The following is a 19679-nucleotide window of genomic DNA, read 5'->3' on the forward strand; positions in this document are numbered from 1 at the left end:
CAGGAAATTAAAATTTACGTGACCGATTTTGACGGGGAAGAACATGAACTGATCGCGCTGGAAGGCTGGCGCGTTATGGAAGTAATCCGCGACTACGAATTGCCGATCAAGGCTGAATGCGGCGGGGCTTGTTCCTGTGCCACATGCCATGTTTATGTCGATGAGCAATGGGTCGACAAGCTATACCCGCCGACAGACGAAGAAGAAGATATGCTTGATGAAGCCATTGACGTGAAAGAAAATTCCCGGCTGTCCTGCCAGATACTGGCCAGCCCGGAACTAAGCGGACTGAAAGTCACCATGGCCCCCGGCAGCAAGAAAGATTAAACGGACGAAAGATAATCATATGCCTGTATATTTGAAAACCCTGCTTTTTCTAGCCATCAACGCCGCCGGTTTTTTTATAACGCCGCTGCTGGGGAATCTGACTGTTGCCATGGGGCTGACACCTGAATTGCCCACCGATATTGCCATACGCTCATTCCAGCTCTGGTTTGCCGGCGGCGGTGTTTGGTCATGGCTGGCCTGCGCCCTAATTAGCATTGGCTATTTTTTCGCGAGCGAAAAACACCGCACAGGATTACTGCTGCTGCCCCTCTACGGCCCGCTGCTCTACGGCCTGAGCGTTCTCGCCTATTTTCATCTGGCTTAGATAATCAATATCAGGGATTTAAAGACCGCCAACGCGGCTGGGATGCAGGCGCATCCTCTGTTTCGTCATCCGCCGCTGCTTTCATATCCTCATCGTCACTACTTTCTTTCGCGGATGATGAAGCGCTTTCCCCGCCCTCATTTTCATCTTCCTGCACATCGGGAGACGGCGCCTTGGCCGGCGCATCATGATCTTCGCTCTCTTCGCTCTCTTCGGTCGGTGATGGCTCTTTTTCTTCCTCGTGCGTTTCTTCCTCGATCTCTGACACGGTCTGTTTTTTATCAACCGGACGATGGGCGATCGCCACCGGATAGCCATTGCGCTCCCGAACCAGCTTGCGAACCAGCGGCCAATCCAGCAAAGCCTCGTCTTTGCCGGCGGCTTTGATAATGGCCTTCATCTCATCAGCGCCCAACTGGTAATCCGGCAAACCGCCCTCTTGCTCGATCTTAATTGCCTGATCGAGCCGTGGGTGCGCTTCCAGATAAAGCGTATCGTCAATCCACGCCAGCTTAACGGGCTGGTCAATCACGGTTACTTTGGTCCCCACCGGCACATCCCGGTACATGGTCTTGATGTCTTCGGGATAAAGACGGATACAGCCGCTGCTAACCCGTCGCCCTATACCATACGGCTTGTTGGTACCGTGCAGGGCATATTGCGGCCACCCCAGATAAAGCGCATGCGTTCCCATCGGGTTTTCAGTCCCCGGCGGCACTGCAGCCGGCAGATCCGGATTTTCTTCGCGCATCCGGGGCGTCGGCCGCCAGATTGGGCCGTCAACCTTGCGGACAATACTGGTCGTTCCCGTCGGCGTCGCCAAACCTTCGCGGCCAACCCCCAGCGGATGAGTGATTGGCGGCTCGTTCTTATCCTTGAAATAATAAAGCCGCATTTCCGGCAAATTAATAACGATCCCCTGATGATCGGCATCCGGCAAAATATGACGCGTCGGAAGCGTCAATTTTACATCCGCGCCCGGCAGCCAGGGATCAATATCCGGATTGGCGCTGCGCAATTCGTTAAACCCGATATTATTGTCGCGGGCAATCTGGATAAACGTGTCCTCAAACACCGTCGTATGAGTCTTCATATCCCCGATATAAGGACGGTCATAAACGTCCGCCGCCCAGACAGGAAAAGCAGCGATAATCAATAAAGCAGGCAGAAAAAAACGCATAACAATCATGCCATCCTTGCTTCCAGACCTTCGATGATCTTATCCATGAACTCTTCCGTCGTCAGCCATTTTTGATCGCCGCCCACCAGCAGCGCCAGATCCTTGGTCATGTGCCCGGCTTCGACCGTTTGCACGCAAACATCCTCCAGCCCCTTGGCAAAATCAATCAAGGGCTGGTTACCGTCAAACTGGCCGCGATACTGCAGCCCGCGCGTCCACGCAAAGATGGAGGCAATCGGGTTGGTCGAGGTCTTCTCGCCCTTCTGGTGCTGGCGGTAATGGCGGGTAACCGTGCCGTGCGCCGCTTCCGCCTCGACACAGGTTCCATCCGGCGTCAGCAACACGGATGTCATCAACCCCAGAGACCCAAAGCCCTGTGCCACAATATCGGACTGCACATCCCCGTCATAATTTTTGCACGCCCAGACAAAGCCACCGCTGGATTTCACGGCCTGCGCCACCATGTCGTCTATAAGGCGATGCTCATACCACAGCTTACGCTTGTCGAATTCAGCCTTGAACTCTTCGTCGAAAACACGCTGGAAAATCTCGATAAACCGGCCGTCATATTGCTTGAGGATCGTATTCTTGGTCGACATGTAAACCGGGTAATTGCGCTGTACACCATAATTAAAACAGGCGCGGGCAAACCCCTCAATCGACTCGTCCAGATTATACATCCCCATCGCCACGCCGCTCGAAGGAAAATCAAAAACCTCATATTCCACCGGCGCGCCGCCATCGGCAGGCGTATAGGTCATCGTCAGGCGTCCCGGTCCCGGCACTTTAAAATCTGTCGCCTTATACTGGTCACCAAACGCGTGACGCCCGATCACCATGGGCGCCGTCCAGCCCGGCACATAGCGTGGCACGTTGGAACAAATAATAGGTTCCCGGAACACGGTGCCATTCAGGATATTCCGGATCGTCCCGTTCGGGGACTTCCACATTTTCTTCAGGGAAAACTCTTCAACCCGCGCTTCATCCGGGGTAATGGTCGCGCATTTAACGCCGACCCCGTGTTTTTTAATCGCGTTGGCGGCATCAACCGTCACCTGGTCATCCGTCGCATCGCGGTTTTGAATCGAAAGGTCGTAGTACGCCAGATCAATATCCAGATAGGGCTTAATCATCCGCTCCCGGATCATCTCCCAGATAATTCGGGTCATTTCGTCGCCGTCAATTTCCACCACCGGATTATCTACTTTGATTTTGGTCATAATCACAAATCCCTTTTTAAAAACGTGCTTTGCATGATCCCCCATAGTAAAGAAAATCAGCGGCAAGGAAACACGAATTTACATCGCGCCTGACTTTCACTACAACAAGATAAGAAACGAATAAAATATAACAACCTCAGAAAGAAAAATGATGGCGGCATCAATCTTCCCAAAATCCACTGAAATACCGGTTCGCGCCCTGTTCATCGGCCAGCAAATCAACCTGAAAGCCTTTGATAAGTCACAAAAACTGGCAACGGCACCTTTTACGGTTCGCGCCGGAACCGCAGGCTGCGCCGTCATTTTCCGCTATGGCGTCATTGTTCTGTTTGGTCTTGATTCGGCGGAAGAGGCAATTTTTATCCGCAATATCGAGCAATGGATCATTGATCCCTTCGACCACCCGGAATCCGAAGAAGCCTTAATCATCATCAATTCCAAACAGGCCGAAAGCACGGACAGTGAAGAAATTTACCTGAAGAACACAACAATCGAGCGCCTGCAGCTAATCGCTGACATTCTGGCCAAAAACGTGATTTTGTCGCACTATGAATCGCATGTATCCGGTATTTTTGACCGGATTGATCCATTTGCCCACGACCTTCAGAAAAACGCGCGGATCAATGGAAGGAAAGCACGGGAACTCCTGCGTCACACGGGCGCCAGCCTTATGATCCAAAGTAAAATGATCGGCCGTGTCGAAGTCAGCGAAAAACCGGATCTGCTCTGGGATCACCCGGAACTGGAACGGCTGTACCTGCGGCTGGAGGATGAATACGAGCTGACCGAACGGCATAATGCCCTGAAACACAAACTGGAACTTGTCCATCAGACAGCGGAAACGCTGACCGGGTTACTCGGCGAACGACGCACCCTGCATGTGGAATGGTACATTACCATCCTGATCGTGATCGAGATTTTTCTGGGTCTCGGCGAACAGTTCCTGTGGGGAGGGCACTAGAAAAAATCTAAAGGGGTTTGTCTCGGATTTTCTCCAAAAACTCAGGATTTACAGACAAACGGAAGGGATTTTTTCAAAGGCCTGGATTTCCGCGCTTCCTGACACGATGCCCAAAGAGACAATAACTTGATTGCCGATTCAAAAACATTGGTCTTGTCATCGACACAGCTACCACCGCAATCTTCAACAATGATGCGATAACGAACACCTTGGCGGCTATCCGGCTCTTTCCTGAGATCAATTTTGGAAATCCCGTCTACACGATTTCCATACGTAATTGAAAAAGTCGGAAAACCCGTTTCATGGAAAAAAGCCGAACTTAAATGAGTCCCCTGCCCCCAGGAGCTAAACGATAACATAAGGCGGCGTCTTTCTTCGTAAGAAAACCCCTCACCACCAGCAGCCTGCCTAAAAGACAATATATTACCGGCCATCGCCTTCGCCATAAAACGTTGCTCTTACTCTATATAAACCACAAAATTGATAGCAACCATCTTATGGTAAGTCAATGTTTTACAAAAGTTATGACGATAAATCGGATATTTCCATCACCAGCCGGTCATACGCCCGGTCGAACAGCCCGCTTTTCATGATCCGGCCTTTTCCCTCTTTCCAAACCTCGTACATCACGGTATTCGGTCCGACATGGCGGATGGCAAAACGCAAGACCGGCGGCAGGTATTCGCTCTTGTAATAGGCATACTCGGCAAGTCCCTCATCGAAATCGACATCAATCGTCCGGTGGCCCAGGGTTTTATCGGAAACCGCCTGTAAATAAAGAGCATCAAGCCGCTTGAACTGGGCATTGGTAAACCCGGCTTTTTCAAGCTTTTTAAAATACGGATTTTCGATGACTCTCAGATTCATTACTCTTATAGTATAGCACGGTTTCACTGAAATTTTCGACAAAAGGAGAACACCTATGGTTTTACTCCACACCCCGGAAAAAGACAGCTCGTTCCACGCGCCGGACTTCAGCCTGACGGGGACGGACGGCGCTGTCCATACACGGGAAAGCTGCAGCGGCGACAACGGCCTTCTGGTTATGTTTATCTGTAACCACTGCCCCTATGTGAAGGCCATTATCAACCGGCTGGTGCCCGACTGTGCCGCCCTGCAAAAAGCCGGGATTGGCTGCGTGGCCGTTATGCCCAACGATACAGCCAACTACCCCGAAGACTCGCTGCCGAACATGAAAGTCTTTGCCCGCGAACACGGGTTTACCTTTCCTTATCTGATCGACGAAACACAGGAAATCGCCCGCGCTTACGGGGCCGTTTGCACACCCGACCTGTTTGGTTTTAATGTTAACGGTATTTTGCAGTACCGCGGGCGCCTCGACAGCGCCGGCCCCAACGAGGCCGAAACAGACACGGTCCGTGAATTGCGCAACGCCATGCTGGCCATCGCTGAAACCGGGACAGGCCCCGCCAAACAGGTTCCCTCAATGGGTTGTTCGATCAAATGGAAATGATTTAAAGAATAAGACTGGCAATAACGGCTGTTTTCGTTAAGATAGCGGCCGGAAACAAGAAACCAAACAGAGATAAAACGATCATGGCTACCAAGGAATTACCGCAGAACGACCTGATTCACGAGATTGAAGAATCCCTGCGACAGGAAAAACTCGAAACGCTTTGGAAAGAATACGGCTCATACCTGATCGCCGGGATCATCCTGACGATCCTGTTCACCGCCGCCATTACCAGCTGGCGCAGCTGGAACACGAAGGTCAATGAAGCCGCAACGGCCAGCATAATGGAAGCACTGGAAGCCGACGATCCTGTACGGGCCCTGACAGATGCCTCCAAAAGTCTCCGGGCGGGACACGGCGCGCTAGCCACCTTGACGGCCGCCGGCATATTGATGCAAGACGGTAAAAACGAAGAGGCGCTGGTCCAACTGGAAAACACCGCCAACAATAAAAAACTCGACGCGCAATGGCGCGATCTGGCTAATGTCCTGATGGTTCGCCTTTCATGGGGTATACAAACCGAAGCAACAGATACGGATGCCTTGCTGGCACGGTTGTCCCCCATTACAAGCAACAACAAAAATATATGGCAACCGGAAGCTTTGCTGCAATCCGCCCTGATCGAAGCCCATGACCGCGAAAATTACACGCAGGCCCGCGCTTATTTAACGCAGATAATCGAAAACAACGAAGCGCCTGCTGCATTAAAAACCAAGGCAACAATGCTGGATCATGTCTATGAAGTGAAGGAAACCGCGAAGGAGACTGCGCAATGACCGCCTTTAAACACACAGCCCGTTTGTCCTTGCTCGCCCTGTCCGTTACCGCCGTAACGGCATGTTCAACGATTGGCGGCTGGTTTGAAGAAGAAGACAAAGCCCCGCTGCCGGGCGAACGCATCTCTGTGCTGGAGTTACAAAAAAATCTGGAACCTGATAACGCCGTTCTGGAAGCACAAGGATTTTCCGCACCGCAAGCATGGCGTAACGAATACTGGCCGCAAGCCGGGGGCTATCCCAACCATTCGATGCAGCATCTGGCCTTGAATACGGGAACCTTAAAACGCGCATGGAGCGCCGACATCGGCCAGGGCGCTTCCGAAGCCCTGCCCCTGACCGCGCAACCGGTCATCGTTGACGGCCGGGTATACACCATCGACACAGATTCCGGATTAAGCGCCTTTAATATTGAGAATGGCAAGCGGCTCTGGACCATCGACATAAGCAACCCGGACGAAGACGACCCTGTTATCGGCGGCGGGATGGCTTATTCTCGGGGAAAACTGTTCGTAACGAATGGTTATAACGAGGTTTTGGCTCTTGATCCGTCCGACGGCAGCCTGATCTGGCGCGTGACCATTCCTTCCGCAGCACGGGCCGCACCAACCGTTATGGGTGAGCGAGTTTTTGTCACAACGCTGGACAACCGTCTTCTGAGCCTGAACGCCGCCGACGGTACGGTTCTCTGGGAATATGCGGGCCTGAACGAAACCGCGGGACTTGTCGGCGCCGCCAGCCCGGCTGCCAGCCGTGATATTGTCGTTCCTGTTTTTTCCTCCGGCGAGATTTTTGCCCTTCAGGTTGAAAACGGGGCCATCGCCTGGGGTGACAACCTGTCCTCTTTCCGCCGCTCAAGCGGGCTGGCCGGACTGTCAGATATCCGAGGACTTCCGGTCATCGATAAGAACATCGTCATCGCCATCAGTTTCGGGGGCCAGATCACCGCGATTGATGAACGCACCGGCAGCCGGATATGGCAGCGCGATATTGGCGGATCGGAAACGCCGTGGGTCGCCGGAAATCAGGTTTTTGTCATTTCGTCGGATAACGAAATGGTTGCCTTGGGCCGGGATGACGGAACCATTCTTTGGGTATCCCCCCTGCCGCGATACAAAAAACCCGAAAGCAAATCCGGCCCCGTATTCTGGACAGGCCCGGTTCTGGCCGGAGGCCGTTTGATCGCCGCCGGAACCAATGGTGACATCGTAGAAGTCAGTCCTGAAAGCGGCGAGATTATCCAGCACTGGAAAGCCGGCAGCAGCTTCTCGATCCCGCCCGTTGTCGCCACCGATGTGCTGTATCTTCTCGACGATAACGGCACCTTGATGGCCTACAGGTAAGTCCCCATGTTCACACTCGCCATCGCAGGCCGTCCCAATGTCGGCAAATCAACCCTGTTCAACCGGCTGGCGGGAAAACAGCTCGCCATCGTCGACGATCGACCCGGCATTACCCGTGACTGGCGCGAAGCGGAAGGCTACCTTTACAATCAAACGCTGCGCATTATTGACACTGCCGGTCTGGAAGAAAGCTTTGACGAAAGCATCGAAGGCCGCATGCGCCGTCAGACCGAAGCGGCTCTGGAACAGTCCGATGCCATCTTGTTTATCATTGATGGCCGAAGCGGCGTTACACCGCTGGACGAACATTTTGCCCAGTGGCTCCGCAAGCTGAAAAAACCCGTCATTCTGGGGGTCAACAAATGCGAAAGCCTGCGGGCCGTCGAATCGACACTGGCCGAGGCCTATGCCTTGGGGCTGGGCGAACCGGTACCATTTTCATCCGCACATGGAACCGGCATGGATGATCTATACAACGCACTCAAACCGCACTTCCCGGAAGACGATGATCTAACGGCTGAAAGCGACGAAGACGACCTTTTGTCCGACGAAGAACTCGATGCGCTGGAGGGCGCTGAAGACTTCGAATTCGAAGATGATTTTGACGAAGAAAAGCCGATAAAAATGGCCATCGTCGGCCGTCCGAATGTCGGGAAATCGACACTCCTGAACACGCTGGTCGGGGAACACCGCGTAATGACCGGCCCGGAAGCCGGCATTACCCGCGATGCCATCACCGTCAAATGGACTTATGACGACCGTGAGTTCCGTCTGGTCGATACGGCAGGCATGCGCCGCAAAGCCAAGGTCATCGACAAGATCGAACGCATGTCGGTTGATGACTCCCTGCGCGCTATTCGTCTGGCGCAAGTCGTGATTCTGGTTCTCGACGGAAATGCCATTTTGGAAAAACAGGATCTACAGATCGCCGAACATGTCATTAACGAGGGCCGCGCCCTGATTATCGCCGTGAACAAATGGGATGCGGTGAACGAAAAGAAAGAAGCACTGGAAATCCTGCAGTACAAACTGGAAACATCATTGGCGCAGGTCCGGGATGTTCCGACCGTAACGCTCTCAGCCCTGCATGGCCGCAATATCAAGGGGCTGATGGCCGCGGTCGTTAAGACCTATAATTTGTGGAATATGCGGGTATCGACCGGAAAGATGAACCGCTGGCTGGCCGCCGTGGAAAGCCGGCACCCCGCCCCGATGGTCGGCGGACGATCCAACCGCCTGCGCTACATTACCCAGATCAAAACCCGCCCCCCGACATTCGCCATGTGGGTGGCCCGGCCCGACGGCCTGCCCGAAACCTACAAGCGCTATATCATCAATAGCCTGCGCGAGGATTTCGGCATTCCCGGTGTCCCTATTCGCCTGCTGATCCGCACATCCAAAAACCCGTTCAAGGACAAATAAAAAGCCCGCCGGGAAAGCAGGCTTTTCTTCGTTCTTGTCAAAAAAGCGATTAAGCCGCCATTTTCTTAACATCGCCGGAAACAATCCGCATTTCGCTTTGCGGGAACGGAATGGAAATCCCTTCCTTGTCAAAGGTGACTTTGATTATCTCCTGCAGATCCGTCATTGTCGTCCAGTAATCGGCGCTTTTCACCCACGGCCGGACGGCAAAATTAACAGAGCTGTCCGCCAGCGCCATAACACCGATAAATGGCTCGGGATCTTTCAAAACACGGTCGTCTTTCTCAAGGATTTTAGTCAGAACTTTTTTAACCTTGGCAAGATCGTCGCCATAGCTGACACCAATCACCATATCGATCCGGCGCGTGTCCTTGGCCGAAAAATTGGTAATATTCCCGCTGGTAATGGCACCGTTAGGAACGATGACGGCTTTGTTATCCGGGGTCTTCATCATGGTCGTGAAAATCGTAATCTCTTCGACAATCCCGGACGTCCCGCCGGCTTCAATGAAATCACCGATTTTAAACGGACGAAACAGGATAATCATTACCCCGGACGCCAGATTACCCAGAGAATCCTTAAGCGCCATACCAACAGCCAGACCGGCAGCCGCCATAATCGCGGCCAGAGACGTTGTCTCAATCCCCAACTGGCTAAGCGCAGCGATCACCACAAAAGCCAGCGCCACGGCATACATAACGTTCCCGAAAAACGACACCAGCGTCTTGTCGACCTTGGCTTTTTCCATCATATGCTTGATAACATTGACGACTTTCTTGACGATCCATTTCCCGATCAGGAATATAGCAATGGCCGTAACAATTCTAATCCCGTAAAGGGGCGCCAGTTCTCCGAGTGAATTAATGTCTAGTTGCATGATTGCCTCCTGTCACTTTATTCTTCAAATAAATCAATCAGTTCACCGTGCCGGGTGCAAACCGGAGATGCCAGTTCCACAAATGCCGGCGCAATATCATCCGGCTTTCTGGTTTTGCCCGGATAGCCGCCGGGGTAGGCCTTCGCCAACAGAGCCGTTTCAATCACACCGGGCCGGACCAGATTAACGCGCAAATTGGTTTTTTCCGTTTCCGCGGCATAGGTTTTGACAAGCGCCGACACGGCAGCCTTGCTTGTACTGTACGCCCCGAAAAAGGCCTGTATAACCTGATTTCCCATTCCCGATGTCACAAAAATGGCCCGCCCGGCGTCCGATGCCTGTAAAAGCGGATCCAGCGTCCGGATCAGCCGGAAATTAGCATTCACGTTCAGGTCGATAACTTTCTGCCATTCAGTCGCCTTCATGTGCGTAACCGGCGTCAGCGTCCCCGTCATACCGGCATTGCCGACAAAAATATCCAACTTGCCAAACCGCTCGGCAATCGTCGGCCCCAGCTTGTCGATCTCGTCAAGCTTCAGTAAATCCATCGGCAACAACGTCGCCTGTCCGCCCGCCGCGCGAATCTGGTCATCAACCGATTCCAGACCGCCCACGGTCCGCGCCACAAGGATCACATGCGCCCCCGCCCCGGCCAACGCCCGTGCCACAGCTGCGCCAATCCCGCGCGATGCGCCGGTCACCAGGGCCAGCCGCCCGGATAAGTCTGTTTTATCATTCATTATTCTGCAGCCTGTTTGTGCTTGTTATTCTGATCCGTCAGCTCCACCCGGTAATCGCCGGTAAAGCAGGCATCGCAATATTGCGGCGTTTCATTGTTCCGCTTTTCTTCACCGACGGCATGATAAAGCCCGTCGACCGAAATATAGGCCAGCGAATCCGCCCCGATATAAGCCCTGATTTTTTCGACCAACGTATCATGCGCCAACAGCTCCTCTGTCGAAGGCGTATCAATCCCGTAAAAACAGCTATGGCTGGTCGGCGGCGAAGAAATCCGCATATGAACCTCTTTGGCCCCAGCCTGACGCATCATTTCAACGATTTTTTTCGATGTCGTGCCTCGCACGATAGAATCGTCAACCAGCACAACTTTCTTGCCTTCGATAAACGCGCGGTTGGCATTGTGCTTCATCTTCACACCCAGATGGCGGATCGAACTGGTCGGCTCGATAAAGGTCCGCCCGACATAGTGATTGCGGATAATCCCCAGTTCAAAAGGCTTGCCGCTGGCCTCGGCATAACCGATCGCCGCCGGAACGCCGCTGTCAGGCACCGGCACAATCAAATCCGCATCATCGCACGGCGATTCCTTGGCCAGCTCCGCGCCGATTTTCTTGCGCATTTCATAAACCGATTTCCCGCCCATAAAACTGTCGGGACGGGCAAAATAGATATATTCAAAAATACAAAAATGACTGGCATTTTCGCCAAACGGACGGCTGCTGATCACGCCTTTTTCATTCAGGACAACCATTTCACCGGGTTCGATATCGCGTACAAAAGTGGCACCGATAATATCCAGCGCACAGCTTTCCGAAGCCACAATATGCGCATCCCCCAAACGCCCCAGACATAAAGGCCGGATGCCATGCGGGTCACGCACAGCCAGAACCTCACCGCCGGTACAGGCTACCACCGAATACGCGCCCTTGATCTGTTTCAGCGCATCGATAAAGCGCCCTTCGATTGTCTGCTGGTTGGAAACGGCCATCAGGTGCAAAATAACTTCCGTATCCGTCGTGGATTGAAACAACGAACCTTTGCGTACCAGCTCCGTACGCAAACTCGTCGCATTCGTCAGATTACCATTATGCGCCAGGGCAAAGCCGCCAAACGCCATATCGGCATAAAGCGGCTGGACATTCCGCAGCAACGTATCGCCGGTCGTTGCATAACGGTTATGCCCGATCGCGGCATTCCCGCGCAGTTTTTCGATGGTTTCCTTACGGCTGAATGTCCGGTCAACCAGCCCCAGCGCCCGCTTGGTATGAAATTCCTGACCGTCGTACGACACAATCCCGCACGCTTCCTGCCCCCGGTGTTGCAGGGCATGAAGCCCCAGCGCCGTCAGGGTCGCGGCATCCTTGTGCCCGAAAACACCGAAAACGCCGCACTCTTCATGCAATTTGTCATCATCGAGAGGATGAATCGTTACGCCGGAATCAGTCATTATACCTCTCTTCAAACAAGCGGTTCATCTTGCTCCGCTCTTCCTTGTCATAGCCGGGATCGGCTTCGTCAGTACTGGGCGGGACAGTCGTTTCGTCCGCCTTGTCTTGCTTGCGCAAAACATCAATATCCTGCAGTTTTTCGCGGGTCGCCTTGATCACGCCCTCACCATTTTGATCCATTTGTTCTTCAATATCCGAAGACAGGGATTCCGGCAACACTTTGGACATCCAGCCCGACGTGGCCTCGATATAAAACCGGGTTTTGCTGTCACCAAACCAGTTATCCCGCGTATCCGCTTCAACCGTCATATAGATCGGCAGGTACATCAAAGCCAGCAGGAAAATCCCGCGCACAACCCCGAACACAACCCCCAGCGTCCGGTCGATCGCCCCCAGCCCGGCCGCCTTGGCGCCACTAGCCAAAAAATGGCTGATGATCGAAAGGATAATAACGACGATCACAAAAACCCCGCCATAAGCAATAACGTCAGCCACGATGTTATAGGGAATCACGCCCATCAGCCGTTCCGGCTCTTCGCCTTCCGTCCCGACACCAAACCAGCCGCGCACCACGGGAGAAAGCACCGGCCCCAGCGCCAACGACGCGACAATGCCGCCGCCAACCCCCAAAATGGTCAGTATTTCGCGGATAAACCCGCGCAAAAACGCAATGATGGAAGAAATAAGAAGAACGGCTAAAACAATAATATCAAAAATCATCGGAATATCTGTCCGCTTGGCCTCAGGGAAGTTTTGATTGATAGGGGATGAACGGCAAAAAAGCAAGTCCGAGTTTACGATAAACCCTCTTTAAGCATACCGAACACCGCCGCCGGTCCCGGCGAACAGATCGGCAATATCGGAAACATGCGTAACTTCGTTTAACCGTATCTTGTCAGATGAGCGGCGCTCTTCGCCTTTACGCTTTTTCGCCCGCGGGATAACAGCCTCCTCAAAGCCCAGTTTGGCCGCTTCCTTCAAACGCACATCGGGCTGCGCCACTTGCCGGACTTCCCCGGCCAGCCCGATTTCACCGAAAAACACGGTATGGGCGGGTAAAGGCACACCTTTCAAAGCACTGATAAGCGCAGCCGCCACCGCCAGGTCCGCCGCCGGCTCGTTCACGCGGATACCCCCGGCGATATTCAGGTATATATCACTGCCCGAAAACTGGAACCCGCATCGCGCTTCCAGCACCGCCAAAATCATCGCCAGCCGGTTATTATCCCAGCCAACAACAGCCCGCCGCGGATTACCGAGAACCGAAGGCGCGACCAGCGCTTGCACCTCGGCCAGCATCGGCCGCGTCCCTTCCAGACCGGCCAGAACGGCACTGCCCGCTACGTTTTCCTGTCGCTGCGACAAGAACAAAGCCGAAGGGTTTTCAACCTGCACCAGCCCTTCGCGGGCCATCTCAAACACGCCGATTTCATCGGTCGGGCCAAAACGGTTTTTAACCGCCCGCAATATCCGGAACTGGTGCGAACGATCCCCTTCGAAATACAAGACGCAGTCAACAATATGCTCCAGAACCCGCGGCCCGGCAATCTGGCCATCCTTGGTCACATGCCCGACAAACAAGACCGTAATACCGTGTTTTTTCGCACTGCGGATAATCTCGGCCGCCGACGTCCGCACCTGTGTTACGGTCCCCGGCGCGCTGTCAACCGTATCGACATACATGGTCTGGATGGAATCGATCACCAGCATCGAAAGCGTATTTTCAGGGTCTTCCATCGAGGCCACAATGTCACGGACACTCGTCGCCGAAACCAGCTGCACCGGTGCATCGCTCAACTCCAGCCGGTCGGCCCGCAGCCGCACCTGGTCAATAGCCTCTTCCCCGGAAATATATCCGCAGCCAATCCCCTTGCGCGCCAGCGCACATACGACTTGCAGCAATAATGTCGACTTGCCGATCCCCGGATCGCCACCGATCAAAAGCGCCGATCCCGGCACTAACCCGCCGCCGGTCACCCGGTCAAATTCAGCAAGATCCGTTTTGTGGCGCGGCATCTTATCCGCCGACTCGCCTTTCAGATCGACAAAGGGCAAAGCCCGCCCCTTATGCTTGCCCGTCGGCGTTCCCAGTCCCTTGGGCATAGCGGATTCGCGGACTTCTTCGACGATACTGTTCCATTCGCCGCAGGCATCGCATTTACCGCTCCAGCGGGGACTGACCGCACCGCAGGACTGGCACACATAGCTGGTGGTGTTTTTGGCCATAAACCGGTTGCCCCGTTTTGAAAAACGTTACTCTTCCTTGCGGTATGGCATGATTCTGTCAAGATCGAAAGCGATTTCCGGCCGCGCATTACGTAGGTCATGGGCATTTTGCAAACGCAGCCAGTACCCTTCCGGCAAACCGAAAAATTTGCACAAACGCAGATCGGTATCGGCCGTGATGGCCCGGCGGCCACGAACGATATCGTGAATCCGGTTGGCCGGCACATGGATCGAATGCGCCAGATAATTTTGGCTCATCCCCAGTTTTTCAAGAATTTCTCTCTTTAACACGAGGCCCGGATGGGCGCCTTCCAGCGGATCACTCATTATCATTTCTCCGGAAAATATGGTATACGTACCATCTGGTACGTACCGCGTTTATGCTCTTAAACGCCAAACTAGAACGTTCTGTCCTGCGAGTCAATTCGTCATGAAAAGATAAAAACAGTCATACGGGCAGACGCTTGATAAATCAAGTGCCTTCGCGTTGCAAAACCCATTTAATGACCGCATGGTCGACCTGCATCAGGCCCGACACAACGAGCTGCTTGGTTTTACGGGGCTGTGTACCCTCCCCCAGATAAACACTGTTTTCCAGCGTCAGATCTCCCTGTGCATTGAAAAACCGCCAGCCAGCCCCCCCCGGCAAACGCAAGAGCGCCGCCCGGCCATCCTGGATCAACGACACCTGCACCCGCGGATGCAAATGAAAGCGCAAGGTGATTTCCACCGGTTTGCTCAGCCCTACCGAACAGGTCAGATTTTCCTCACCGCGCAAATCATGGCCGTTATCGCCCAAATACAAACGGCGGCGATGGGTCAAGCCGTTCAGGGAAACAAACCCGTCATGAGAGGCCTCCAGCAATACGGCATTGCGGGTTTCTTCCCGACTGACGACCACCTTGTGCGGCCGCCGGATGAAATGCCCGTCCCGCGCAATCTCGCAGGCATTGCGGTAATCGACGGTCAAAGCGTTGTGCGCAGCCGTCGCCCTTAGCGCGTCAATCCAGTCCGGATCAGACGGATGCGTTCCACACGAAACAAACACACGCTCCTTGCCGTAAACAAATTCAAACCCCAGCGGCGATGCATGAGCATGACCGTCATACGGCCAGCGCGGCGGCGTTCCGGCATCCATCATCACCATGCTGCGCCCCATCGTCAGGCGCTCATACCCACCATAGGGCAAACGGCTCAAAATCTGGCCGCGGACGTTGGCCCGCGCCAGCACGGAATCAATATGCCGGGTATCCCCTTCCTGCGTCCCATGGAACAAGGCAAAACGCTTGTCGGCATACCGGAAAAACCGGACGGCCTGTGCCATACGGTCAATCGTGTGCGCCATCGGAGCCGGCACCGGATATTGCGCCCCGATCAACCCCGCCCGCAAATCAATAAATATCTCCAGCGCCTCTAAAAGCTGCGCCGGGGAACGACTAACGTGACAACCATCGCCGAGAATCTGCTTGTCCGCCTCGCTCTCAAGCAAATCAAGCGCTTGCTCCAGCCACGCCTGCCGCCCCTCAAGCGACAGTCCGGCATAAGCCAGCCCCCGGATCGCCCGCAGCAAAGGCAGGCCTTCGATCCCCCCCGGCAAAGCACGTGACAGGTGCCGGGCCTGCCGGATCACGGATTCAAAAAAATGATCCTGAAAATAATCGTCGGCACTGGCCCCGAAAAACTCGTAAGCCCCGATCCACGAAACCAGTCGCTGACCGAGAATATCAGGCCGCCAAGCCAGACCATGCCAGTTCGGATAACGATGTGTCCAGCCGGCCACCAGATCGCGCGCCTGCCGCCGGGCCGTATCACCGCCCAGCGCCCGCAAATCCCGCAGCCACGAAAACCCGTGCATGTAGGCCAGAAAATTATCACTGGCACCGACAGGCTCCCAGCACTGCCCGCGGATCTCCAAACATTCACCGTTCAGGGAAAACATCCCGCTGCACAAAACCCGCCCGGCTTCGGCATCGCCCGGCATTACATCGGCAAGGGTATAGATAAATCCCTCCGGTACGCCGCCCCCTAAAGACCAGTTATAAAGCGGACTGTTGCAGGCAAAGCTGCCTGCGCGCTCCCGAATGCGGGCAAGCGCCTGATGGGCAATATGGCGGGGAAGGTCTTGCAACATAAACCTATGCATCCTCCCGCAGTGCTTTGATATGAGCCGCATACTCGGCCGGGTTCCCCTTGAACACAGCCGACCCGGCCACCAGGACATTAGCCCCGGCCTCGATCACCTTTTTAGCCGTCCCCGGCTTGATCCCACCATCAACCTCCAAATCAATGGCGCGGCCCGTACTGTCGATCATAGCGCGAATATCGCGGATTTTGTTTTCCAGCGGAATATAGGCCTGCCCGCCAAAACCAGGATTCACCGTCATCACCAAAACCAGATCAACCATATCCATAACGTGGCGGATAGAATCCGCCGGTGTCGCCGGGTTAAGCGATACACCCGTCTTCTTCCCGGTCGCCTTGATGGCTTGCAAGGTCCGGTGAATATGGGCGCCGGCCTCCACATGGGCGGTGATAATATCGGCCCCCGCAGCAGCAAATTCCTCGATATAGGGATCGACCGGATCAATCATCAAGTGCACATCCATGACCTTGGCGGTATGCGGACGCAAAGCTTTGACAATCGCCGGCCCGATCGTAATGTTCGGGACAAAATGCCCGTCCATCACATCAACATGGATATAATCCGCCCCGGCGGCATCAATCGCCCGGACTTCCGCGCCCAGATCGGCGAAGTCAGCGGACAGGATAGAGGGCGCGATTTTAATCCCGGACATGCGTTTGTACCCCTTTAAGATCAATCTATATCAGCAATGTAAGAAAGAAACGGCCAGACGACCATTTATAAGATAATTCGATTATACACGAATCAGACGGCAAATGTAAAACCCATCCATGCCCCCGTGCGGCGCTAAATGAAACGGCAGGACTCGCACATCGCCTTCTGCGGTAATCAGGGCTTCGATATCCCCGATTTCTGCAGGCGCAACAGGCTTCCGCCGTACCGGCGCCCCGGACGCCAAAAGCCGTTCAATCTGCGCTTCGCCTTCGGCCTTTTGCAGGGAACACGTGCAGTAAACCAAAATCCCGCCCGGCGCCAGCATGGAAACGGCGTTTTCAAGAATCCGGGCCTGCGTTTCGCACAAACGATCCATATCAGACGGCGCTTTCAAATGCAGGACATCAGGATGACGACGGATCGTCCCTGTCGCCGTACACGGCGCATCCAGCAACACGAAATCAGCTTTCTCCCGCGGCTGCCAGACCGCGCCATCCGCAGCCTCAACCGTAACATGATCCTCCAGCCGCAAACGGCGCATGTTTTCATGCAAACGCTTCAGACGATTGACCGAACGGTCCAGCGCCGTGACGTGTGCCCCCATCGCGGCCAGCTGCGCTGTCTTTCCGCCGGGCGCGGCACACAAATCAATCACGCTCTTATCCGTCACATCACCGAATAATTTCGCCGGCAACGCTGCCGAGGCATCCTGTACCCACCACATGCCGTCATCATAACCGGGCAATTCGTAAACCATGCCCTTGGCCGGCATACGCAGCGTCCCGGTCGGCAACAGACTGGCCCCCAGCGTCCCGGCCCAGTATTCGCGCATACCGGGGTTTTTAATCGAAATATCCAGCGGCGCTTCACTGAGATGCGCCAGCCCGATCTCTGCCGCCGTTCGCAAACCGTAATCGGCAACCCACTGCGCCATCAGCCAGTCCGGGGTATTCAGCCGGGTTTCATCCTGTTTGGAAAGCCATTCCTGAGCGTCTTTTGTAACGCGACGAAGGACAGCGTTAACCAGCCCCTTCTGGCGGCTCATCCCGGTTTGCCCGGCCAGTTCAACACAAGTATCGACCACGGCATAATCCGGCACCGCCATAAAAACGATCTGGACAACGCCCAGCCGCAAAAGATTGTAAAGAGAAGGGGGCTGGGGAGGTTCCGGCCGGTCGGTCGCACGGGCAATCAGGTTGTCGATTTGCCCCAGTCGCCGCAGGGTCGTCGCCACCATCATCCGGACAAAGGCCCGGTCGCGGGTCACAAGCGAATGAAACGCAGCGTCACCTTCCAGCAACTGATCCAGCGGCTGTTTCCGGTCAAGAACCTGAGAGAGAAGATGCAAGGCCACTTTCCGTGTCCCCAGACCTTCCGCGTGGCTCTCCGCCCCCTGTCCATCCGCTGCAGAAATCACCATCAGGCCGCCTTTATAATCTCTTTTTCGATATCATGCGCGTAATCAATCATCAGCGTATAAAGCTGCCGGACAAAATCGGGGTCCAGTCCCTTGTCCGCCGCCCGCCGCGCCGCGCGCTCCCGGACCTCTTCCACACGATCCTCTAAAATCGGGGGAATATCTTCCCCTGCCTTGAAATGTCCGACCTCGCGAATGATTGCATAACGCTCGGCCAACAAATCGACAATCCGGTCATCCAGATCATCAATCCGGTCACGATAAGGTTTTAGAACTTCCATTTTCGCTCTTTTCTTATTTGTTTAGCGCTGCCATATTAGCCGCATGACAAAAGAAAAGCCACAACCGGACACAAAAAAGCAACCGGAAAAATCCAAAGAAACCAACACACCTGAAAACAGAGAAATCGGCGGACCGCCGGGACCGGAGCCAACACGTTACGGGGATTGGGAAAAAAGCGGCAAGTGCGTCGATTTCTAAATGCCGCTTAAAAATTGAACGTCTGCGCCGCGCCATCAATCATGAACTGCACGGCCATGGCCGCCATGAGAACACCCATAATCCGGGCCAGAAGACTACTGCCTGACGGCCCGAACAAACGCACCAACCGATCCGCCCCCAGCATCGAAAACAGAGCAATCAACTGTACAGCGACAATCGCGATAATCACCAGAACCTTACCCTCGATCGTATGCACCGCCGTCATATGCAATATAGACGCCGTCATCGCCCCCGGACCGGCCAGCAAGGGAATCGAAAGCGGAAAAATAGCAACGTCCGTCCGGTCGCTATAGGCTGTTTCTTCGGATTCCAGTTGATCGGGATCATGAAACCCCATCAACATCCGAAACGCCGTCACGAACAAGAGCAGCCCCCCGGCAATCCGGAACGCCCCGATTGAAATCCCCAGATGATGCAAGAGCGCATCCCCCATCAACCCGAAAGCCACCAGCAACCCCGCCGCCGTTATCGACGCCCGGAACGCCGTCTTGCGCGCCGTTGATACATCCTGCCCACTCAAAAGCGCAGAAAAAACGGCCGCCGTCCCCAAGGGATCAACCACCACAAAAATCGTTACCAAAGCCGGCAAAAAAATATCCATGCCCCAAGGATACGGAGGCTACAACGCCCTGTCCACGCGCATT

The 19679-nt window shown here is 54.5% G+C and carries 23 protein-coding genes; 8 read left to right on the top strand and 15 right to left on the bottom strand.

What is annotated here, in order from left to right; translation table 11 throughout:
• The first annotated feature begins 6 nt into the window (after positions 1-6).
• Both H6868_00500 and H6868_00505 read left to right on the top strand, forming a co-directional pair.
• Entirely contained in the window at positions 7-327 is a 321-nt protein-coding gene (locus H6868_00500) for a 2Fe-2S iron-sulfur cluster binding domain-containing protein (protein ID MCB9987793.1), read from the top strand.
• Positions 328-346: 19 nt separating this feature from the next.
• Positions 347-652, top strand: a complete 306-nt coding sequence (locus H6868_00505; protein ID MCB9987794.1) for a hypothetical protein — start codon at positions 347-349, stop codon at positions 650-652.
• Positions 653-662: 10 nt separating this feature from the next.
• Here the strand turns inward: H6868_00505 and H6868_00510 are convergent, their stop codons facing one another.
• Both H6868_00510 and H6868_00515 read right to left on the bottom strand, forming a co-directional pair.
• Positions 663-1832 carry a L,D-transpeptidase family protein gene (locus H6868_00510; protein ID MCB9987795.1) on the bottom strand — a complete coding sequence of 390 codons (1170 nt, stop codon included), beginning with the start codon at positions 1830-1832 and terminating at the stop codon, positions 663-665.
• A 5-nt stretch (positions 1833-1837) separates the two neighbouring features.
• On the bottom strand, positions 1838-3052 hold the full coding sequence (locus tag H6868_00515) for an NADP-dependent isocitrate dehydrogenase (protein ID MCB9987796.1): 1215 nt from the start codon (positions 3050-3052) through the stop codon (positions 1838-1840).
• Between the two features lie 151 nt (positions 3053-3203).
• Here H6868_00515 and H6868_00520 point away from each other — a divergent pair, with 151 nt between their 5' ends.
• A complete protein-coding gene (locus H6868_00520) occupies positions 3204-4013 on the top strand; it encodes an RMD1 family protein (GenBank protein ID MCB9987797.1) in 810 nt (269 codons plus the stop codon).
• Positions 4014-4054: 41 nt separating this feature from the next.
• On the opposite strand, the gene H6868_00525 is transcribed toward H6868_00520, so the two are convergent.
• Together H6868_00525 and H6868_00530 are read right to left on the bottom strand one after the other, a co-directional pair.
• Positions 4055-4459, bottom strand: a complete 405-nt coding sequence (locus H6868_00525) for a hypothetical protein (GenBank protein ID MCB9987798.1) — start codon at positions 4457-4459, stop codon at positions 4055-4057.
• A gap of 76 nt (positions 4460-4535) precedes the next feature.
• Entirely contained in the window at positions 4536-4880 is a 345-nt protein-coding gene (locus H6868_00530; protein ID MCB9987799.1) for a hypothetical protein, read from the bottom strand.
• 55 nt (positions 4881-4935) lie between these two features.
• Here H6868_00530 and H6868_00535 point away from each other — a divergent pair, with 55 nt between their 5' ends.
• The 4 genes from H6868_00535 to der all read left to right on the top strand — a co-directional run bounded on the left by H6868_00535 (position 4936) and on the right by der (position 9028).
• Positions 4936-5487: a thioredoxin family protein gene (locus H6868_00535; GenBank protein MCB9987800.1), complete on the top strand. Its 552-nt coding sequence runs from the start codon at positions 4936-4938 to the stop codon at positions 5485-5487.
• An 83-nt stretch (positions 5488-5570) separates the two neighbouring features.
• Complete coding sequence (locus tag H6868_00540) at positions 5571-6263, top strand: tetratricopeptide repeat protein (GenBank protein ID MCB9987801.1); 693 nt, start codon at positions 5571-5573, stop codon at positions 6261-6263.
• Positions 6260-7606 (top strand): PQQ-binding-like beta-propeller repeat protein, encoded by a 1347-nt coding sequence (locus H6868_00545; GenBank protein ID MCB9987802.1) that lies wholly within the window; start codon positions 6260-6262, stop codon positions 7604-7606. Before H6868_00540 ends, H6868_00545 begins: the two co-directional genes overlap by 4 nt.
• A gap of 6 nt (positions 7607-7612) precedes the next feature.
• Positions 7613-9028: a ribosome biogenesis GTPase Der gene (der, locus tag H6868_00550; GenBank protein ID MCB9987803.1), complete on the top strand. Its 1416-nt coding sequence runs from the start codon at positions 7613-7615 to the stop codon at positions 9026-9028.
• Between the two features lie 49 nt (positions 9029-9077).
• Here der and H6868_00555 read toward each other — a convergent pair whose 3' ends face one another.
• The 10 genes from H6868_00555 to H6868_00600 form a co-directional block, all read right to left on the bottom strand.
• Positions 9078-9905: a mechanosensitive ion channel gene (locus tag H6868_00555; GenBank protein ID MCB9987804.1), complete on the bottom strand. Its 828-nt coding sequence runs from the start codon at positions 9903-9905 to the stop codon at positions 9078-9080.
• A gap of 17 nt (positions 9906-9922) precedes the next feature.
• Complete coding sequence (locus H6868_00560) at positions 9923-10645, bottom strand: SDR family NAD(P)-dependent oxidoreductase (protein MCB9987805.1); 723 nt, start codon at positions 10643-10645, stop codon at positions 9923-9925.
• A complete protein-coding gene (locus tag H6868_00565; protein MCB9987806.1) occupies positions 10645-12093 on the bottom strand; it encodes an amidophosphoribosyltransferase in 1449 nt (482 codons plus the stop codon). Before H6868_00565 ends, H6868_00560 begins: the two co-directional genes overlap by 1 nt.
• On the bottom strand, positions 12086-12814 hold the full coding sequence (locus tag H6868_00570) for a CvpA family protein (GenBank protein ID MCB9987807.1): 729 nt from the start codon (positions 12812-12814) through the stop codon (positions 12086-12088). Before H6868_00570 ends, H6868_00565 begins: the two co-directional genes overlap by 8 nt.
• A gap of 90 nt (positions 12815-12904) precedes the next feature.
• Positions 12905-14320, bottom strand: coding sequence for a DNA repair protein RadA (radA, locus tag H6868_00575; protein MCB9987808.1), 1416 nt, complete (start codon positions 14318-14320; stop codon positions 12905-12907).
• A 27-nt stretch (positions 14321-14347) separates the two neighbouring features.
• Entirely contained in the window at positions 14348-14647 is a 300-nt protein-coding gene (locus H6868_00580) for a HigA family addiction module antidote protein (protein MCB9987809.1), read from the bottom strand.
• Positions 14648-14792: 145 nt separating this feature from the next.
• Positions 14793-16451 (bottom strand): heparinase II/III family protein, encoded by a 1659-nt coding sequence (locus H6868_00585; GenBank protein MCB9987810.1) that lies wholly within the window; start codon positions 16449-16451, stop codon positions 14793-14795.
• 4 nt (positions 16452-16455) lie between these two features.
• Complete coding sequence (locus tag H6868_00590; protein MCB9987811.1) at positions 16456-17115, bottom strand: ribulose-phosphate 3-epimerase; 660 nt, start codon at positions 17113-17115, stop codon at positions 16456-16458.
• Positions 17116-17196: 81 nt separating this feature from the next.
• Entirely contained in the window at positions 17197-18537 is a 1341-nt protein-coding gene (locus tag H6868_00595; GenBank protein MCB9987812.1) for a methyltransferase domain-containing protein, read from the bottom strand.
• Entirely contained in the window at positions 18537-18815 is a 279-nt protein-coding gene (locus H6868_00600) for a chorismate mutase (protein MCB9987813.1), read from the bottom strand. The genes H6868_00595 and H6868_00600 overlap by 1 nt, the downstream gene beginning before the upstream one ends.
• Before the next feature lie 43 nt (positions 18816-18858).
• On the opposite strand from H6868_00600, the gene H6868_00605 reads away from it, so the two are divergent.
• Positions 18859-19014, top strand: coding sequence for a DUF1674 domain-containing protein (locus tag H6868_00605; GenBank protein MCB9987814.1), 156 nt, complete (start codon positions 18859-18861; stop codon positions 19012-19014).
• A 7-nt stretch (positions 19015-19021) separates the two neighbouring features.
• Here H6868_00605 and H6868_00610 read toward each other — a convergent pair whose 3' ends face one another.
• Positions 19022-19636 (bottom strand): MarC family protein, encoded by a 615-nt coding sequence (locus H6868_00610; protein MCB9987815.1) that lies wholly within the window; start codon positions 19634-19636, stop codon positions 19022-19024.
• Positions 19637-19679: the final 43 nt, after the last annotated feature.

The organism is Rhodospirillales bacterium, assembly GCA_020638175.1.
Classification (GTDB): domain Bacteria; phylum Pseudomonadota; class Alphaproteobacteria; order Micavibrionales; family Micavibrionaceae; genus JACKJA01.

What these genes read in the sequence shown, in the direction of transcription:
- H6868_00545 (MCB9987802.1), top strand. Translation starts at nt 6,260, where the DNA reads ATGACCGCCTTTAAACACACAGCCCGTTTGTCCTTGCTCGCCCTGTCC.
- H6868_00585 (MCB9987810.1), bottom strand. Translation starts at nt 16,451, where the DNA reads ATGTTGCAAGACCTTCCCCGCCATATTGCCCATCAGGCGCTTGCCCGC.
- H6868_00600 (MCB9987813.1), bottom strand. Translation starts at nt 18,815, where the DNA reads ATGGAAGTTCTAAAACCTTATCGTGACCGGATTGATGATCTGGATGAC.
- H6868_00535 (MCB9987800.1), top strand. Translation starts at nt 4,936, where the DNA reads ATGGTTTTACTCCACACCCCGGAAAAAGACAGCTCGTTCCACGCGCCG.
- H6868_00505 (MCB9987794.1), top strand. Translation starts at nt 347, where the DNA reads ATGCCTGTATATTTGAAAACCCTGCTTTTTCTAGCCATCAACGCCGCC.
- H6868_00530 (MCB9987799.1), bottom strand. Translation starts at nt 4,880, where the DNA reads ATGAATCTGAGAGTCATCGAAAATCCGTATTTTAAAAAGCTTGAAAAA.
- H6868_00525 (MCB9987798.1), bottom strand. Translation starts at nt 4,459, where the DNA reads ATGGCGAAGGCGATGGCCGGTAATATATTGTCTTTTAGGCAGGCTGCT.
- H6868_00565 (MCB9987806.1), bottom strand. Translation starts at nt 12,093, where the DNA reads ATGACTGATTCCGGCGTAACGATTCATCCTCTCGATGATGACAAATTG.
- H6868_00560 (MCB9987805.1), bottom strand. Translation starts at nt 10,645, where the DNA reads ATGAATGATAAAACAGACTTATCCGGGCGGCTGGCCCTGGTGACCGGC.
- H6868_00520 (MCB9987797.1), top strand. Translation starts at nt 3,204, where the DNA reads ATGGCGGCATCAATCTTCCCAAAATCCACTGAAATACCGGTTCGCGCC.
- radA (MCB9987808.1), bottom strand. Translation starts at nt 14,320, where the DNA reads ATGGCCAAAAACACCACCAGCTATGTGTGCCAGTCCTGCGGTGCGGTC.
- H6868_00515 (MCB9987796.1), bottom strand. Translation starts at nt 3,052, where the DNA reads ATGACCAAAATCAAAGTAGATAATCCGGTGGTGGAAATTGACGGCGAC.
- H6868_00540 (MCB9987801.1), top strand. Translation starts at nt 5,571, where the DNA reads ATGGCTACCAAGGAATTACCGCAGAACGACCTGATTCACGAGATTGAA.
- H6868_00605 (MCB9987814.1), top strand. Translation starts at nt 18,859, where the DNA reads ATGACAAAAGAAAAGCCACAACCGGACACAAAAAAGCAACCGGAAAAA.
- H6868_00555 (MCB9987804.1), bottom strand. Translation starts at nt 9,905, where the DNA reads ATGCAACTAGACATTAATTCACTCGGAGAACTGGCGCCCCTTTACGGG.
- der (MCB9987803.1), top strand. Translation starts at nt 7,613, where the DNA reads ATGTTCACACTCGCCATCGCAGGCCGTCCCAATGTCGGCAAATCAACC.
- H6868_00590 (MCB9987811.1), bottom strand. Translation starts at nt 17,115, where the DNA reads ATGTCCGGGATTAAAATCGCGCCCTCTATCCTGTCCGCTGACTTCGCC.
- H6868_00595 (MCB9987812.1), bottom strand. Translation starts at nt 18,537, where the DNA reads ATGGTGATTTCTGCAGCGGATGGACAGGGGGCGGAGAGCCACGCGGAA.
- H6868_00580 (MCB9987809.1), bottom strand. Translation starts at nt 14,647, where the DNA reads ATGAGTGATCCGCTGGAAGGCGCCCATCCGGGCCTCGTGTTAAAGAGA.
- H6868_00510 (MCB9987795.1), bottom strand. Translation starts at nt 1,832, where the DNA reads ATGCGTTTTTTTCTGCCTGCTTTATTGATTATCGCTGCTTTTCCTGTC.
- H6868_00570 (MCB9987807.1), bottom strand. Translation starts at nt 12,814, where the DNA reads ATGATTTTTGATATTATTGTTTTAGCCGTTCTTCTTATTTCTTCCATC.
- H6868_00610 (MCB9987815.1), bottom strand. Translation starts at nt 19,636, where the DNA reads ATGGATATTTTTTTGCCGGCTTTGGTAACGATTTTTGTGGTGGTTGAT.